Annotated in this window: 13 protein-coding genes and 1 tRNA gene; 4 read left to right on the top strand and 10 right to left on the bottom strand. The window is 43.8% G+C overall.

The genetic code is table 11. The annotated features are described in order from the left end of the window. Positions 1 to 214 (bottom strand): hypothetical protein (locus AM228_RS32815; protein ID WP_231636821.1); only part of this gene is annotated, 214 nt, incomplete at its 3' end. A gap of 35 nt (positions 215 to 249) precedes the next feature. Here AM228_RS32815 and murQ point away from each other — a divergent pair. Continuing rightward, positions 250 to 1,170 carry an N-acetylmuramic acid 6-phosphate etherase gene (gene murQ, locus AM228_RS15975; RefSeq protein ID WP_054467095.1) on the top strand — a complete coding sequence of 307 codons (921 nt, stop codon included), beginning with the start codon at positions 250 to 252 and terminating at the stop codon, positions 1,168 to 1,170. 491 nt (positions 1,171 to 1,661) lie between these two features. Here murQ and devC read toward each other — a convergent pair whose 3' ends face one another. The 6 genes from devC to AM228_RS15940 form a co-directional block, all read right to left on the bottom strand. Then, positions 1,662 to 2,816, bottom strand: coding sequence for an ABC transporter permease DevC (gene devC, locus AM228_RS15965; protein ID WP_054467093.1), 1,155 nt, complete (start codon positions 2,814 to 2,816; stop codon positions 1,662 to 1,664). A gap of 2 nt (positions 2,817 to 2,818) precedes the next feature. After that, positions 2,819 to 3,601: a 3-methyl-2-oxobutanoate hydroxymethyltransferase gene (panB, locus tag AM228_RS15960; RefSeq protein ID WP_054467092.1), complete on the bottom strand. Its 783-nt coding sequence runs from the start codon at positions 3,599 to 3,601 to the stop codon at positions 2,819 to 2,821. 79 nt (positions 3,602 to 3,680) lie between these two features. Continuing rightward, complete coding sequence (locus tag AM228_RS15955) at positions 3,681 to 4,271, bottom strand: 2'-5' RNA ligase family protein (protein ID WP_054467091.1); 591 nt, start codon at positions 4,269 to 4,271, stop codon at positions 3,681 to 3,683. 2 nt (positions 4,272 to 4,273) lie between these two features. Continuing rightward, positions 4,274 to 5,701 carry a B12-binding domain-containing radical SAM protein gene (locus AM228_RS15950; RefSeq protein ID WP_054467090.1) on the bottom strand — a complete coding sequence of 476 codons (1,428 nt, stop codon included), beginning with the start codon at positions 5,699 to 5,701 and terminating at the stop codon, positions 4,274 to 4,276. 246 nt (positions 5,702 to 5,947) lie between these two features. Further along, positions 5,948 to 7,000: a DUF389 domain-containing protein gene (locus AM228_RS15945; RefSeq protein ID WP_082348907.1), complete on the bottom strand. Its 1,053-nt coding sequence runs from the start codon at positions 6,998 to 7,000 to the stop codon at positions 5,948 to 5,950. Positions 7,001 to 7,313: 313 nt separating this feature from the next. Then, positions 7,314 to 7,387 (bottom strand) — tRNA-Pro (locus AM228_RS15940). Positions 7,388 to 7,592: 205 nt separating this feature from the next. Between AM228_RS15940 and AM228_RS15935 the strand changes: the two genes are divergently transcribed. The 3 genes from AM228_RS15935 to ilvN all read left to right on the top strand — a co-directional run bounded on the left by AM228_RS15935 (position 7,593) and on the right by ilvN (position 10,788). Beyond that, positions 7,593 to 8,405: a carbon-nitrogen hydrolase family protein gene (locus AM228_RS15935; RefSeq protein ID WP_054467089.1), complete on the top strand. Its 813-nt coding sequence runs from the start codon at positions 7,593 to 7,595 to the stop codon at positions 8,403 to 8,405. A 241-nt stretch (positions 8,406 to 8,646) separates the two neighbouring features. Continuing rightward, positions 8,647 to 9,987 carry a cation:proton antiporter gene (locus tag AM228_RS15930; RefSeq protein ID WP_369817745.1) on the top strand — a complete coding sequence of 447 codons (1,341 nt, stop codon included), beginning with the start codon at positions 8,647 to 8,649 and terminating at the stop codon, positions 9,985 to 9,987. 282 nt (positions 9,988 to 10,269) lie between these two features. Next, entirely contained in the window at positions 10,270 to 10,788 is a 519-nt protein-coding gene (gene ilvN / locus AM228_RS15925) for an acetolactate synthase small subunit (protein ID WP_054467087.1), read from the top strand. 413 nt (positions 10,789 to 11,201) lie between these two features. On the opposite strand, the gene dnaN is transcribed toward ilvN, so the two are convergent. The 3 genes from dnaN to dnaA all read right to left on the bottom strand — a co-directional run bounded on the left by dnaN (position 11,202) and on the right by dnaA (position 14,158). Further along, positions 11,202 to 12,347, bottom strand: coding sequence for a DNA polymerase III subunit beta (dnaN, locus tag AM228_RS15920; protein WP_054467086.1), 1,146 nt, complete (start codon positions 12,345 to 12,347; stop codon positions 11,202 to 11,204). 42 nt (positions 12,348 to 12,389) lie between these two features. Continuing rightward, positions 12,390 to 12,623, bottom strand: a complete 234-nt coding sequence (locus AM228_RS32810; RefSeq protein ID WP_156331828.1) for a hypothetical protein — start codon at positions 12,621 to 12,623, stop codon at positions 12,390 to 12,392. Between the two features lie 128 nt (positions 12,624 to 12,751). Next, positions 12,752 to 14,158 carry a chromosomal replication initiator protein DnaA gene (dnaA, locus tag AM228_RS15915; protein ID WP_054467085.1) on the bottom strand — a complete coding sequence of 469 codons (1,407 nt, stop codon included), beginning with the start codon at positions 14,156 to 14,158 and terminating at the stop codon, positions 12,752 to 12,754. Between the last annotated feature and the right edge of the window lie 85 nt (positions 14,159 to 14,243).

Below are 14,243 nucleotides of genomic sequence, written 5' to 3'. Positions count from 1 at the left end.
GGGGGCTTCTGGAGCAGAGGAGAGAATTCTCATAATTCATCTCTTTTCTCTTTTCTCTTTTCTCTTTTCTCTTTCCTCTTTTCTCTTTTCTCTTTTCTCTTTTCTCTTTCCTCTTTCCTCTTTTCTCTTTTCTCTTTCCTCTTTTCTCCCCTGCACCCCCGCTCCCCACACTCCCCACACCTCCCACACACCCCACCCCTTCCCCATAAACCAATCACGAATAACGAATAACTATCAAGGAAATTTTCTATGAATCGCTTGGAAGACCGAGGATTTTTGCTCACAGAACAAATTAATCCAAAAAGTCAAAATTTAGATCAACTGACTTCTCTGGAGTTGGTGCAGTTATTTAATCAGGAAGATGCCAAGACCCTGGAGGCGATCGCGAATGCCCAAGAACCTTTGGCAGAAGTCATCGATCGCACTGCCACGGCTTTAAGGAAAGGAGGCAGACTATTTTATGTGGGGGCAGGAACCAGCGGGCGTCTGGGGGTCTTAGATGCGGCGGAATGTCCCCCCACTTTTTGCACTCCCCCAGAATTAATCCAAGGAATTATTGCTGGGGGGGCGGGGGCTTTGGTGCGGTCTTCGGAAAACTTAGAGGATAAATATGAGGACGGGGAAGAGGCGATCGCTCATCGTCGTGTCACCGAATTGGATGTCGTGATCGGCATTAGTGCGGGAGGGACGACCCCTTATGTGTTGGGAGCCCTAGACGCGGCTCGGAGTAGGGGCGCCACCACTGCCTTTATGAGTTGCGTGCCCACGGATCAAGTCAGCAGCAACGCGGATATTGAACTACGTCTCGTGGTGGGGCCAGAAATTCTCGCTGGTTCCACTCGTCTGAAAGCGGGCACTGTCACCAAAATGGCCTTAAATATTATTTCTACTGGGGTGATGGTCAAGTTGGGCAAAGTTTATGGCAACCGGATGATTGATGTGGCCGTAACTAATCGCAAACTGCACGATCGCTCATTACGCATTCTCGAAGATTTGACCCATCTCAACCGGACGGAATGCGGCTATCTCCTGGAAAAAAGCGGGCGATCGGTGAAATTGGCCTTATTAATGCATTGGACTGGACTAGATGCCGAAACCGGCAAACAATTTTTAGCCAAACATCAAGGACATCTTAGAAATGCCGTAGACGCTTTTAACAGTCAAAAATAATTGTTATTTGTTGGTGGTTGGTTGTTGGTTGTTGTTGGTTGGTGGTTGATTGTTGGTTGTTGTTGGTTGTTCTTTGTTGGATTTACGCCACCAACAAAGAACAACCAACAGGCAACAGGGAACAGGGAACAGGGAACAGTGGTGCAGGGGTGCAGGGGAGCCGCCAATCGTGCAGGGGTGCAGGGGAGAGAGTGAATAGTGAATAGTGAATAGTGATATTTCGTTTAAGTTTTCACCTTTCCCCTGTCACTTTTCCCCTTTCACCTGTCACTTTTCCTCTTTCCCCTGTCACTTTTCCTCTTTTCCCTTTTCACTTTTCCCCTTTCCCCTGTCACTTTTCCTCTTTCCCCTGTCACTTTTCCCCTTTCCCCTTTCACTTTTCCCCTTTCACCTTTCACTTTTCCCCTTTCCCCTTTCACTTTTCACTTTTCACTTTTCACTTTTCACTTTCCCCGTTCCCCAACCAATAACAACCAACAAACAACCAATAACTAAAAAATATCCGCTGGGTCAGCTTCTTGTAATTTCCGCATGGCGATCGCGCCGGAAACCGCACACATAAAAATCGTTAATCCCAGAACAGTCACCACCCTAGGCAGGGTCATTAAAATCGGTAACATAGTGGCTGACCTTGCCATTTTATACAAAAATAAACTACAAACAATTCCGGGAATATAGCCTAAAATTGCCAATAACAAAGCTTCTTGAATCACTAAACTATAAAAATAAATCTCTTGATATCCCATTGCTTTGAGGGTGGCATACTCCGCCAAATGATCCGCCACATCAGTATAAATAATTTGATAAACAATCACCAAGCCCACAATAAAACCCATAATCACCCCAAAACGAAACACAAAGCCAATGGCGGTGCGTTTTTCCCAATAAGATTTTTCATAATCGAGATAGCCTTGTTTGGTAAAAACTTGCACATCACTGGGTAAATATTGGCGAATTTTCTCCAAGGATACGGTGGGGTTACTATTCGGTTTTAGTCTAATTAAACCGATGTCAATTTCTCCTAAGCGACGGTTAGGAAATAAGCGAATAAAATTTAAATCACTGGTGATTAAATTACCATCAGCGGCAAAAGATGCCCCCAAACTAAATAAACCTTTAACTTCAATTCGCCTAACTCCTACTTCGGTAGTGACAGATTTTCCCTGGTCAATTGCTTGGGCTACTTCCCCAAATTCCCGCCGAGACATCCGGTCAAACAACACCACATATGGGAGTTGAATTAAATGAGAGTTATCGGCCACTTCTGGCATTAAAAAAGCCGGTTTACTCGGTTTCGTGCCAAAAATTAAAATTATCCGATCTTTGCGATTAAAGGGATTTTTCCATTTGAGTTGACCCACATATAAAGGGGCTACTGATTCCACTTCGGAAAAACCCAGAGTTTGGTATAAACGCCGATGAGAAAATTTTTGGATAGAAATCAAAGATTCTGACTTCCGACTAATCATCACTAAATCGGCGTTTAAATTTCGATGCATCCGGGTGTTAGAATTAAACAAAGCTTCGCGGAATCCTAACTGCATAAACATTAAAATATCCGCAAAAACAATCCCCGCTAAAGCGGCGCCTAATCTGCTTTTTTCTCTGGTAAGTTGTAACCAAGCTAAGGGAATTTTACGGAACATTTTTATGCCTCTTCGGGGAAATCCCTTTCTCTGACATCAGTGCCATATTTTTCAACGGCAGAAACGATCTGCTGGCGTAAATTTGCATAGACCTTGACAAAGGGAGGTTGTTTATCAGAAATTCCTAATAAATCATGGGTGACTAGAATCTGTCCATCACAGTGCAGCCCAGCCCCAATCCCAATTGTAGGAATGCTCAAAGTTTGGGTGATATTTTGGGCTAACTCTGGGGGAATATGTTCTAAAACAACTCCAAAAGCCCCAGCGTGTTCTAAAGCCATTGCTTCCGATAAAATCCGTTCGGCAGCTTCTGGGGTCTTGCCTTGTTTTTTGAATCCTAATTGATGTACGGATTGCGGCGTGAGTCCCACATGACCGAGCACGGGAATTCCGGCAGTCACGAGACGGGCAACGGTTTCCGCCATGATGGGATAACCGCCTTCGATTTTTACCGCTTGCGCCCCAGTTTCTTTAATTATTTTACCGGCGGATTTCAGGGCTTGAGTGGGACTTTCTTGATAGGTGAGAAAGGGTAAATCCACCACCATCAGGGCATTTTTCACCCCTCGGCGGACGGCTTTGGCATGGTGAATCATTTCCTCTAAAGTGACCGGAAGGGTGGTGTCATAGCCCAAAACTACCATTCCCAAAGAATCACCGACTAAGATTAAATCGACTCCTCCTTGATCGAGGAGTTGGGCGATCGCATAGTCCGTGGCGGTCAATGCCACAATAGGACGCCCTTGTTCTTTCCATTGAGTTAATTGTTGGATGGTGATTGGCATAGTTTTACGATTTGATAGAAACCGGGTAACTTTTCAGAAACCCGGTTTCTATAATAGCGCTTGTCACCGATAATTCCAGTTAAGATTGCAAAAACGGAAACTGACTGCAAATATTCCACCGTTGGCGATCGTGAATTAATAAAGTCAAATTATGGGCGGTAAACTGAGTCGAAAATGGGCGATCTCTAAATTTTGGCCATGCGGCTTTAAAAGCTGACGGCGTTAAATCTTTAAAAGCCACGGTAATATGGGGAGCAAACGACTGGTTTTTTGACCGTTCATCTACCAGCCCCAAATTACTTGCTAAATAGCCCATCAAATCCCCTTGCAATGTCATTAATTCTGGAGTTTTCAAAGGATGGATAAAAATCACCCTGGGGGCAAACGCCCCAAACCCATCTAACGTCACCGGAATTGGTGCATAGTTAGCGGCAAATTCACAGAGACATTGGTTTAACTGGGGTAAATTTTCCGGCAACCATTTAAACGGGGGATATAGGGTAATATGGGGTGGTGATTTTAGGGCATGAGAACTTTGATATTCTCTAGCAAAATATTGTTTAATTTCCGTGATTTCTGCTTGCAGATCCGTGGGAGGCAACAGGGCAACAAAGAAAAGTTTCCTCGGATCCGATGGCTTTTTAGCAAAATTGTTAGAATTGTTAGACACGATCAGTAGTTTTCCCCTTTAAAATCTGGTTTCCAGGGTAAATTAGCCTTCCCTGGTGGCGAATTATGATTTGAGTTAAAACCGTTGAGGACATTTTCTAACATTGGCAGTAAACGATTTACTTGTTTAAGTCTAATTAGAATATCCCAAATCGGTTCGGCTTTTTTCCAAGCCCCACTGTATAAAAGATGCCGGAAGCGATCGCGCCAATTATCCTTACTCTGTGCCCCTTGCCAAATAGCATCCCAACGATAAAAATCTCGGTAAGATTGCCAATAACCTTGGGCTAAAATTTCTGGGTTCATCAGGGCTGGACGGTAGACCACATGACGGGTATCATACAAATCCCAATTGTCAACAGTTAGGCGATTTTCTGCCACCATTCTGGCATAAAGAGCCGTTCCCGGATAGGGAGTGAGAATATGAAAAGTGGCGGTTTCTACTCCTTCTTGAATTGCCCATTCAACCGTGCGGGAAAATACCGTAGCATCGTCGTTATCCATGCCATAAACAAAACTGGCATTCACCATCACCCCATAATCCCGCAGCCGTTGAATTGCCCGATGATAATCTCGATTTAAATTATGATATTTATGCTGCGATCGCAAATTAGCAACATTAATCGTTTCAAAGCCAATAAACACACTTTTTAAACCGGCATCTACCGCTTTTTCTAACAATCCCGGTTTTAAAATTGATTCCACCGTTGCTGCCCCTTGCCAAACCCGTCCCATGCCCTGCATTCCGGTAAACAACTCAGCAGCAAATGCTTGATTAGCAAACAGATGATCGTCTAAAAAATAGAGATGTTTTCCGGGTAATCGGTCAATTTCCGCCAAAGCATCATCCACAGGTTGAGTATAAAAAGATTTTCCCCCCTGATAGAAATTTTCTTTATAGCAAAAATCGCAATGATGGGGACAACCGCGAGACACCACAATGGAGTTAGGAATTAGATAATGATATCGCTTAATTAAATCCCGACGAACTGGGGGAACTCCGACTAAGCTACGAATTTTTGATTGATAAATTTTCTCTGGATGACCTGCCCGAAAATCGTGCAAAAAATGCGGCCAAGTATCTTCTCCTGGCCCGATAAAAATCGTGTCAGCGTGTGGGGTAGCTTCTTGGGGTAATGAGGTGACATGAAGCCCTCCCAAGACCACATAACATCCTTTTTTTCTATAATGATCTGCTAATTCATACGCCCGATAAGCGGAGGTAATATAGACCTGAATTACCACTAAATCCGGTTCGTCATCCAATTTCAAGACTTCCACGTGCTCATCTTGTAAATCAATCTCGTCATTTTCATCAAAAAAAGCGGCAATTGTGGCCAATCCCAAGGGCGGAAATAGGTGATATTTAATCGATCGCCAAAATGGACTCAAGGCTTCAGTCAAGGCAGGCAAAATCATTTTGACTTTCATATTCTTTGTCCTAGGTAAGAGGGCGATCGCTATAATTATCGGTTTATTTTACTACTAAAAACCATAGCAAAGACGGGTTAAAAATTGGCAACCATTGGCAATCCCAGATAGCATCCTGAAAATAGCGATCTATTTTTATCATAACCTAAAAACTTATAATTTTGGTATTTTTTACTTTTTTTTAATGTTGTGCTATAGAGATTGTGCTATAGAGATATTATCTAGGAATCTATGAGCAAAACCTAGTTATTTATCTTGGTTTTGGATCGCGGGTTTCATTCCCTCTCGGCGGACTTCTGAAACTTGACTAATATCAAAAACTAAAGTAAACCGCTGACCCATTGCCTCAAATAAAAAATCTTCAATCAGTTCTACCTGGTAGGGAGTAATTTTGTCCCGACTCCGCACGGTTAAGCGAACTTCTGGGGGATCGACAAACCAATTAGTTTCGGCATTGACTAAATCTACTCGTTGAAAGGTGATTGTTCGATTCACCAAAGCTTGCTTTAAATTACTTTCTAAGCGATTTTGCCGGACTAAATCAATAAAACTTATACTTAAAGGAATGAGCAGAATACTGGTAAAAATAGTGGCTAAAGTTAAGGCACGATGGGCTTGATTAAATGGAGTATAACCAGAGATGAAAAAAGCCATCATACAAGATAAGGTAATCCCCAACAAGTTAGTCAAATACAGTAATAAAGCCCCGAAACTCAGCACCAAATTTCCATTAGCTAATCCCAAACCAATCACGCAGACTGGAGGCATTAAAGCAACAGCGATCGCGGTTCCGGCTAAACTACTTGATATTTTTGGTTGTACTTTCCCATAGCCACTGATACTGCCAGCAGCGATCGCAATTCCCAAATCTAATAAATTTGGTTTAGAACGAGCTAAAATTTCGCTGCCAAAGGTAGAAAGTCCCACCACAGAACCCAAAAACCAAGCCAGGGCTACGGCTAAACAAGTTCCCACCGTTACGGCAATTAAGCCTCGACGAAAAAGCACTAAATCCCCTTCCAAAGCCCCAAAAGCTAAACTTCTAATGGGCAACATTAAAGGGGCTACAATCATCGCCCCAATAATCACAGCGGTACTGTTTGCCAGTAACCCTAATGTGGCAATAATACAGGAGCTAATAATTAAAATAATATAGGTTGAGTCGAGTGCCGATTCTTCAATTAACTCGCTTCTTATGGCTTCGAGTTTGATTGGATCTGGCTTGTTTTTAAGAAAACGTTTAAAGGATATTTTAAACCTTCTGATTAAAATAGTAATTTGGTTAACGATTACCTGCATAAAAATCTCTTTCGCTTCAAATCACCAGTTCAGGTTGCTCCCCGGATCAACGAGTCGCCCATAAATAAATATATATAGTATATATAATATATTTATAATTTTAGATTATATATTTAAAGGATTTAATTAGGCAAGTCTATATTTCAGCCGTTGACGAGAAAGGTATGGTGGTAGCAAAACCAGGGATAGGGACTCAGTTTATGCAGATGGTAGAGTGCAAATGAGTCAAAACTGAGTCACGGGATATCAGAAATAGGTTAAGTAGAAGCCTATAAGCTTCTATGACCTACAGATTATGAGGATTTAAATCAAATCGGGATGACAGGATTTGAACCTGCGACATCCTGCTCCCAAAGCAGGCGCGCTACCAAGCTGCGCTACATCCCGTAGTCAACTTATCTATATTATCATAGGTGTTCGAGAATTGGCAAGTGATCGCCAAATTTTTTTTAGATCCAGACAACGATCTGGGCAAGGAATTATACAACATATAGGCGATCGCCACATCCAAAGAGAAAGTTTAGCACTCTGGCGGCATTCCAGGGAAAAATAGAATGCATGTTTTGAAAGTTTATCCGATTTAGCCACATTGATGAAATCCTATTTAGCTGCCGCAGTGCAAATGACCAGTGTCCCTGACCTGGAAAAAAACTTAAAAGAAGCGGAAGAACTGATTGACTTGGCCGTGCGTCAGGGCGCCGAGTTGGTCGGCTTGCCAGAGAACTTCTCATTCCTAGGGGAAGAAGAGGAAAAATTGGCCAAAGCGGAACAAATCGCTGCCGAAAGCGAAAAATTCCTGAAAACAATGGCCCAGCGATTTCAAATCACCCTGCTTGGGGGAGGCTTCCCGGTGCCAGTGAATAACGGCAAAGTTTATAACACCGCTTTATTGGTGGATCCGACGGGGAATGAAGTTGCACGTTATCAGAAAGTTCATTTATTTGATGTGAATGTCCCAGACGGCAATACTTATCGGGAGTCCGCCACCATTGAACGGGGTGAGCAGTTGCCGCCAGTATATGCGGATGAAGACTTAGGGAATTTGGGTCTTTCGGTCTGCTATGACGTGAGATTTCCTGAACTCTATCGTCATCTGTCTCAGAACGGGGCGGAAATCTTGTTTGTGCCTGCGGCTTTCACCGCTTATACCGGCAAAGACCACTGGCAAATATTGTTACAAGCGCGAGCGATTGAAAATACTTGTTATGTGATTGCCCCAGCGCAAACGGGTTGTCATTATGGCCGCCGCCAAACTCACGGTCATGCCATAATCGTCGATCCTTGGGGCATGGTGTTGGCGGATGCCCTGGATAAGCCCGGAGTGGCGATCGCAGAAATTAATCCCGCTCGACTCAAACAAGTGCGGCAGCAAATGCCCAGCTTACAACACCGGGCTTTTTTCTAAGCCTAGTTTGACTTAAAGGTAAACCTAAGTAGGCGCCGATCTACTTAGGTTAAAAAATAATCATCGCAATGATAAGAAATTGATCGGTTAGTGATGGGGCAAAATGCTGTTAAGAAAATCGATAAGCCAGGTAAATTAGACAGAATGAGTTCCTGGACAATCAATGACTAACTTCTTGACAGGGGTGAGTGGACTCACCTCAAACTTATACTCAGCAGCCCTAGGCGGTTCAAAATTTTTAATGGATATGCCCATACTGGCAACAACAACTGAAGTGGAAGCCGATGAAGCGATTGTGGTTGCTGGGGTACTTCTGAGTCTGATAGTGATTTACCTCGCCAGCAAAATTGGCGGAGAAATTTGCGTAAAAATCAACTTACCTCCTGTGTTAGGAGATTTAGTTGGCGGTGTGATTGTGGGTGTCTCGGCGCTAAAACTCTTGGCATTTTATGAGCCAGGAGATGAGAGTGCCACCTCTTTAATTATGAATCTGTTGGAAAAAACCACCCGTTTGGAGCCTGAAGCGATCGCCGCTACCTTTCAGGCCCAAAGTGAAGTGATTACGATTTTCTCCGAACTAGGTGTAATTATTTTGCTGTTTGAAATTGGCTTGGAATCAGAATTAAAAGAACTGATTAAATACGGGCCGCAAGCAGCGATCGTCGCCGTTGTAGGAGTGATCGCACCTTTTAGTGCCGGGACATTGGGATTGGTTTACATTTTTCATACTCCCTTAATTCCGGCAATTTTTGCTGGGGCTGCCCTCACCGCCACCAGTATTGGGATTACCGCAAAAGTTTTGGCAGAACTCGGACTTTTAAGTGCCAAAGAAGGTCAGATTATTATTGGGGCGGCGGTACTTGACGATATTTTGGGGATTATCGTCTTGGCTGTGGTTGCTAGTTTGGTCAAAACTGGTGAAGTGGAAGTGACCAATATCATCTATTTGATCGTCAGTTCCGGAGTCTTTCTCGTCGGTGCGATTTTATTAGGTCGCTTTTTGGCTCCGTATTATGTGAACTTAGTAAAAAACCTGAAAACTCGCGGGCCGCTGTTGATTTCTGCTTTGATTATTGCCTTTTTCCTCTCTTATGTGGGCGCAGCGATTCAGCTAGAAGCGATTTTAGGAGCGTTTACCGCAGGCTTGGTGCTAGGGGAAACGGAACTGCAAAAAGAACTTGAAGAGCAGGTGGTTCCCGTGGCGGACTTCTTCGTCCCCATTTTCTTTGTGGTGGTTGGGGCGAGAACTAACCTGGGAGTCCTCAATCCTTCAGTGCCGAGTAATCGAGAAGGGTTGATTATTGCCACGTTTCTGATTACGGTGGCCATTATCGGCAAAGTGGTGGCGGGATTTACGGTCTTGCAAGAACAGACCAATCGCTTGGGTATTGGTGTGGGGATGATTCCGCGAGGGGAAGTGGGGCTGGTCTTTGCGGGAGTGGGTGCTGCCAGTGGCGCTTTGTCAGACTCTTTGCAAGCGGCGATTATTATGATGGTGATTTTAACCACCTTTATCTCTCCACCATTACTCCGAGTGGTATTTCGCGAAGTTGTCTCTGAACCAGAAAAAGTCGAAGGCTGATTTAGGGCGATCAATTGAAGCTAAAGCTAACCTTCAATGGACTCGTTACACTGAAACGCAACTTTCTAATAAGATCCTGAAAAAACTCCACTCAGTCAGTCTCATCAAGCTAAAATACACCCAGAAGAGGGGAGGGACGTTCGCCCGAAAATTTAGGCAGCGGAGGAAGCGCACAATTGAGGCAAGCTTTGACAACAGCGCTTTCTCAACGTTCAGGCTGAATGCCGATGTCTTGATGCTTGGCCTGGAGCCCTTGTCTTAAAATATGAACCGTTTTAAACCATGAAACACACATTATCAGTTTTAGTCGAAGATGAAGCGGGAGTCTTGACCCGTATTGCCGGTTTGTTTGCGCGGCGCGGTTTCAATATTGAAAGTCTGGCGGTTGGACCGGCGGAAAAATTGGGGATTTCCCGAATTACGATGGTAGTTCCTGGGGATGACCGAGTGATTGAACAATTGACCAAACAACTCTATAAGTTGATCAATGTGCTGAAGGTGAACGATATCACTGACGTGCCTTGTGTTGAGCGGGAGTTGATGCTGATGAAAGTTAATGCGACATCGAGTACGCGATCGGAAATTATTGAATTAACCCAAATTTTCCGGGCGCGAGTTGTGGATGTCGGTGAAGATTCTGTCACCATTGAAGTGGTGGGCGACCCAGGCAAAATGGTGGCGATCGTTCAGGTACTAAATAAGTTTGGCATTAGAGAAATTGCTAGAACCGGCAAGATTGCTTTGACTCGTGAATCAGGGGTCAATACTGAGTATCTTAAGTCTTTGGAAGCGAAGATTTAATAAGAATCCGGTTCAAATCTCGCTATCGATAAATCTGCCCACAGGTGGTTGCTATCAGTGACTTTTTCTGACGCACAAACGGCCAGATATCGCGCTTTATTCTAGCTTTATTTTAGCTTTATTCTAAGTTTAAATAAGTTTAAAATAGAGCGCGATCGCCCATAATAACCCGTTTGAATCTGTTTACTTTTTTGGACTAATTGGTCAGACTTTCAAGGCATAGCATAATTTTAGCAATTTCAGCAATTTCAGCAATTTTAGCAATTTTAGCAATTTCAGCAATTTCAGCAATTTGGCTATTTTGGTGGGACTTAAATCATTGATTGATTCGGTGTGTAATCAGCCCACCAAAGATAGCCAAACAGAAATTAGCCAACCAGAGATTAATGATTATCTTATCTTAATATCGCGGCTTAATTACGCAACTGCACCGGCATCAGTAAATGAGTCATTTTCGCCCCACTTAAAGGATTCAAAACCACTGGAGAAGTCGCCGAATTAAGCTGAATTTGAATTTCATTCGATCCCAGATTTTTCAATGACTCCATCGCATATTTCACATTAAATGCAATCTCCATATTTCCCCCAGAAACTTGGGCAGCAATCGACTCTTGGCCACTGCCCACATCTTGAGCTTCTACGGATAAAGAAAGCTGCTGATTGCCACTATCAATCGTAAATTTAACGATATCATTTTTCTGGGATGCTAAAATTGCAATCCGCTCCAATGCCGCGAGTAACTGTTTCCGTTCCACGTTAACCTGACGTTCAAACTGGGTGGGAATCAGTTGTCGATAAGCGGGATATTTGCCTTCTAAAGTCCGGCTGGTCAGCCGTTGATCCGCCAACTCAAACACCACTTGACCGGGATCTAAATAAACCACTAGAGATAAAGCTTCGTCTTGAGATTGTGACTGACGCATAGTAATCATCCGTTCCAATTCCCGCAGGGCTCTAGCAGGAACGGTGACTTCAAAGGGTTCTTCCTCTGATTGATTCGGGTTTTCGGTTTCGACCAACGCCAAGCGATGACCGTCGGTAGCGGCAAATTCCAGGGTTTCTGGTTGCACAATAATATGTAACCCCGTGAGCACTTGCTTGGTTTCATCATTGCTGGTGGCAAACAAAGACCCCCGCAACCCTTCGATTAAAGCTTCCGCCGAAAGATAAACCGCTTCGCGATTGGCAATTTCTGGCAGAGAAGGAAATTCTTCTGCCCCCATACCCCGGACTTGATACTTTCCGGTTTGACTGGTTAATGTCACCATTGCCTGTGCGGTTTGATCGTCAATGGTAATCTCCCCATTTGGTAGACGGGAAACAATATCATTGAGTAATTTCGCGGGCAGGGTGAGTTGACCACCCACTTCGATGTCAGCGGCAAAACTGGTACAAAGTCCCAGACTGAGGTCAAAACCAGTCAGTTGAACTCGCTGATGTTCTTGATCGGCAGTGAGTAGCACATTGGCGAGGATTGGATGACTAGGCCGCGAGGGGACTGCACGACTGACTAATGATAGGTTGCTGTGGAGGTCGCTTTGGTTACAAGTAAATTTCATAGCAGTTAAATAGTCGAGATATCAATCATAAGATAGCCTGAGTCAAAATTTTGGCTTTTTCTGGCTGGAAGTTTTCACAATTCCATTTAACCAGGGAGCGATCGCGCCTGTTGCCGCCGCCAGAAACCTGTGGAAACTGTGGAAAACTTTCCAGGTGATTCCCTTATCTTTTGGGTTGGCTGGGGACAAACCTGTGGAAAACCTGTGGAAAACCTGGGGAAATTTTGGGGAAAATTTGGGGAAAATTTGCCAGGTTAATGGACGGGAATTTGTCATCTATAATACAAATAATGGTTCTCTGTGGTGACGCTCGGAGGAGATTTGAGGAAAACCCATCGGTTTGGCTTGCAAGTTTTCCACAGAATTTCCGGAAGTTTTCCACAGAAAATTTCTATAAAGGATGGTTAGCGATCGCGATAGCGGTGCGGAGCACTTTCGCTCCCTTGACGATTGGCTAAATGAATGCGATCGTTTAACTGGCGTAAAATATTGGCTAAATCCGGGTCTTGCTGGATTCGCTGGGCAATTTTTTCACAACTATACAGTACCGTAGTATGGTCTTTGCCGCCAAATTCTTCGCCAATTTTCGGCAAGCTTAAGTCGGTATGTTGCCGCATCAAATACATGGCAATTTGACGAGCTTGACTAATTTCTCGACGGCGGGAATTTCCTTTTAACTCTTCCATAGAAACCCCAAATATAGAAATCACCGCATTCATTACCGCTTCTGGAGTCGCTTCTAGCTTTTCGGTTTGGGGATTTAAAATCGGAGCAATATTCTGCACGGTCATAGGTAATCCAGAAATGGAAATATAAGCCACGGTGCGAATTAATGCTCCTTCTAATTCCCGAATATTGGAAGTGAACTGTCTGGCAATATATTCAATCACATCCCGGGGCAATCGCATATTTTCATATTCGGCTTTTTTTTGCAAAATTGCCATGCGAGTTTCTAAATCCGGGGGCTGAATATCCGCAATTAATCCCATAGAAAATCGGGAGCATAAACGTTCTTGTAATCGGGGAATTTGATTGGGAGGGCGATCGGCAGCTAACACCACTTGCTTACCCGCTTCATGTAAGGTATTAAAGGTGTGAAAAAATTCTTCTTGGGTATATTCTTTTCCTTCAATAAACTGAATATCATCGACTAATAACACATCCGCTGCCCGATAATGTTCGCGGAAACTTTGCATACTATCTTTGCGGATAGCCACAATTAAATCATTGGTAAATTGTTCTGTGGAAACATAAAATATGCGGGTGTTGGGAGCAATTTCTAAGCGATAATGCCCGATCGCCTGCATTAAATGAGTTTTGCCCAAACCCACTCCCCCACAGAGAAATAGGGGATTAAACTCCCGTCCCGGAGACTCAGCCACGGCCAAAGATGCCGCATGAGCCATACGATTATTAGAACCGACCACAAAACTAGAAAAATTATATTTAAGATTCAGTTCTGACGGGCGGGGTCGAGGCCCAAGACTGGTTTCTATCCCTCCTCCGGGAGTTGGTGAAGGCCAAATATATTCGGCAGCTTCTGTGCCACAAACAATTTCCGCTTGATCCGTTGTAATATAAATTTCCACTGGATGTTGCAAAATCTCCTGAACTACCTCAGCAATGGTTTTGACATAGTATTTCTGCAACCAATTTCGCGCAAAGGGGTTCGGGGTTCTAATCACTAAACAGTAGTTTTCTAATTGCTCCGCCTTTGCTGTTTTAATCCAGGTTTCAAAGGTCGGACGACTCAATTGTAGTTGTAAGCGTTCGAGCACTTGATTCCAAAGATGTTCCAGGGGAGTTGCCACCTATTACCTCGCTATGTTTCTTGAGTGATAAACCGTTCTGATTTTAGCTTATAGCCACTAGAAGTCTTGCCCACCTGTAAGGGCG

Source organism: Planktothricoides sp. SR001 (genome assembly GCF_001276715.1).
Taxonomy (GTDB): Bacteria; Cyanobacteriota; Cyanobacteriia; order Cyanobacteriales; family Laspinemataceae; genus Planktothricoides; species Planktothricoides raciborskii.
This window is presented reverse-complemented; position numbering and strand designations above follow the sequence as displayed.